The organism is Mesorhizobium sp. M7A.F.Ca.CA.002.05.1.1 (assembly GCF_003998335.1).
Classification (GTDB): domain Bacteria; phylum Pseudomonadota; class Alphaproteobacteria; order Rhizobiales; family Rhizobiaceae; genus Mesorhizobium.
Map to the genome: position 1 here is coordinate 1 of NZ_RZQI01000803.1, position 2,716 is coordinate 2,716.

The 2,716-nt window shown below is 55.1% G+C and carries 4 protein-coding genes; all 4 read right to left on the minus strand.

All coding sequences use genetic code 11. From position 1 onward, the window contains the following. Nucleotides 1-211, minus strand: a 211-nt coding sequence (locus tag EN939_RS38670) for a hypothetical protein (protein ID WP_206528362.1), incomplete at its 3' end; no start/stop codon positions are given. A gap of 400 nt (nucleotides 212-611) precedes the next feature. Further along, on the minus strand, nucleotides 612-1,229 hold the full coding sequence (locus tag EN939_RS28695) for a hypothetical protein (RefSeq protein ID WP_127271074.1): 618 nt from the start codon (nucleotides 1,227-1,229) through the stop codon (nucleotides 612-614). Nucleotides 1,230-1,414: 185 nt separating this feature from the next. Beyond that, nucleotides 1,415-1,657 (minus strand): DUF982 domain-containing protein, encoded by a 243-nt coding sequence (locus EN939_RS28700; RefSeq protein ID WP_127271076.1) that lies wholly within the window; start codon nucleotides 1,655-1,657, stop codon nucleotides 1,415-1,417. A gap of 105 nt (nucleotides 1,658-1,762) precedes the next feature. Next, complete coding sequence (locus tag EN939_RS38225; RefSeq protein ID WP_164748846.1) at nucleotides 1,763-2,041, minus strand: hypothetical protein; 279 nt, start codon at nucleotides 2,039-2,041, stop codon at nucleotides 1,763-1,765. Nucleotides 2,042-2,716: the final 675 nt, after the last annotated feature.

Genomic DNA, 2,716 nt, shown 5'->3' on the forward strand with positions numbered 1-2,716 from the left:
GCTTTGCCCATCGCAGAGCTGAGGCTTGGCTTTCGTTGACAGATTTATTGATCTCGTGCTTTTCAGCGAGGACCTTGAGGTATTGCCGGAAGACTTCCTCACGGGTCCCCGTGGCATCTGCTGCCCAGAGCCAGAAGTCGGCACCCCTACCGGGAAGATTTATGATCCGAGGACTGATTACGCGGAAGCACTGCCAAGCCGAATAAACCATGGCGAGCGTAGCGGCTGCTAGCGACCACGCGAGTGGGGTCTGGATCAAAGTGTGGGGGACGATTACCGACGCAAACCCGCACCAGTGGCAGTGGCCACGGTCAGGAAAAGTCGCATCAAGGCCAAGGCTTGATTATCTGAGGCTATAATTAGACCAACCAAAGCGTTGTGCCTGAAGCGCGCGTCTTCGATTGCTAACTTCCAATCATCAGGATTGAGCATCGCTGTCCTTAGTTCTTGGCCGCATCACATGCGAGCTTCTTTTCCGCTCTTCCCAAGCGCTTGTAGAAATCGTATCCCGATAAGCCTACCTCTTTGGTCCCCTTAGTTCTTCTAAGGTGTGACCGGGGCACAGATACTTAGGAGCGCGGCTCTATCACACGAGGCAAACCCGGCTTGCGTTAACCGGCGCTCGGATGATCTTCTCCCTCGGGAGAGATCGAGCCCAGTCCAAAGAGCCCGCCGAGCCCCAGTAGCCCACCACCGGTCGGAGCAGACCCTTTACCGTCAGGCTCACGCATTAAAGCTTCCGCGATACGTTGAAGCTGCATCCGGCCTTCGATCAGTCTTAATTCGTTATCGATCTTGTTGATGTTGTCGATGTGGCTAAGGAGTGTGCCTGTGGACCAATCTGTGGCGGGCCACTCAAGCTTGCTATTCGCCGACACCCGGAAGAACTCAACCCCATCAGATACGCTGCTAGCTCGAAATGGCGTGTGAGCAACGATATTGCGAAGCTCACCGCACTTCCTGGCCTGCTTTGCCAGTTCATCGAATTTCGCCGCTAGACTTCGATCAGAGATAAAGTGATCAACCAGCGTACGCAGAGTTTTGATCTTCTCATCGAAACCCATGTTTCTATTGATGATGACACGGCGGGCACCACTGACGCCAAGCACCTCTCCCAGAGCGTCTCCGATGCCAGCCTCAAGAAGTGCGAAATAGCCCATAAATGCACCAATTAGATAGAATGCTCTCGCGTCCGGACCCATTTCGAGTAGTTCGCTCTTGGTCAGCATTCAGGCAGCCTACCGAGTCTTTACCGATATAGCTATTGGACAGCCACCCGGCCGCTCATGAGAACCCCTGTTCTTTCGCAGTAGACGCATTGGTCCTCAAAGTCGTCCATGCAGAGCTGCCCTAGCAGTTCTCTCTTTGGTGTGGCCGAGGGTGCTTAGGGAGACTGCCGTAGTCAGGAGACCACCTACAAAGACCGAAGCATCCCCTGCTCCTTAGCAGCCTCCTCAAAGGCCTTCTGGACATCCTGGGGTGACGCTCGGTCCTCGAAGCAGTCGATGCAGAGCTGCACCGCCTTGTTCCACTTCGGTCCCTTCTCGGGCCACTTCATGAGTTCCTCAGCGGCGGTCTCGACGTTGCTGACGCCCAGCGTGATGCCGACCTTCTCGGTTCTGACGGGGACCACAGGGCTGAACCAATGGAGTTCCATCAGATGAACCTACGGTGGGAGAGCCTGCACTTGAGGTCTTCGGCATTCAGTAGGTCTACGAGATCGTCCGCATATTCCCTATTGAGGCCTATCGCTGGCCAACCATCAGGCGAAACCGGCTGCCCGGTGAACACGTCGAACACCGTCCAGGTCCCGTCTGGGTCTCTCCTCAGGTCGTACCTCAACTGCCTCATCAGGGTAATTTAGGGTTTCCTGATGAGCCTCTTCAATGGCGTCGAGCAATGAGGCTAGAGTTGGTGGTAACTCAGGGTCAACTTCCAGCCCGAAGGCCTGCTGAACCTGGTGGCGGTTGTCCTCGTTTCGGATCAGCTCCAGCAGATGGTCGGCAACGGTCTTGTGACCGGCTTTGTCACGCTTCGTCATCAGGGAGTCCCCACGAGTCCTGGCGCCTTTAACTTATTGTCCGATAAATGGTTCCATTGGGTCTTGCCTTAGGTCGTACCTCTGCTGTGCCATGAGGTCATTCGTTGCGTTTCCGATCTAACTCGTCAAGCATGGACCGATGCTGCTCGGACATATCCCAATCCACTGGGAGGTTCAGCAGTTGGCGGATTTGATGGCGCAGTGTCTCTGAAGTAATCCACGTCCGAATGAGACGCGATGTAGCCTGCTGTTGCTCGGGAGAAAGCTCTTCCATGGTCAGCCCACACGGTTAGCACCGAGCCCAACCCTTTGGTGACCTTAATGGTTCCCCCGAAGGATTGCCTGAAGAGATTTAGAGCAGCGCCTATTTCGGCGCGAGGGCCTGAAGCAGTTCATCGCCGCGAAGCCCGGATTGGTATGCTCCCATTAGGCTTTCGGCGGCTGTGGTAGCTTCAGGGCTTCGGCGGGTGATCCCACGCAGCGAACAGAGTTGATCGAACATTTCCTGGAGAACGGCTATCTCTTCAGGTTCGAAGGTGCCGTTAGCTAGCTGTGTTATCGGCATGTCGTCCTCTGCACTGATTTTTTCAGGATCATTCTAGCGGAACGAAGGCGATGTCAATGCGGGACCGAATGCCCATATGGGGTCGGAATATTTGGCAGAAATTTCTGAGC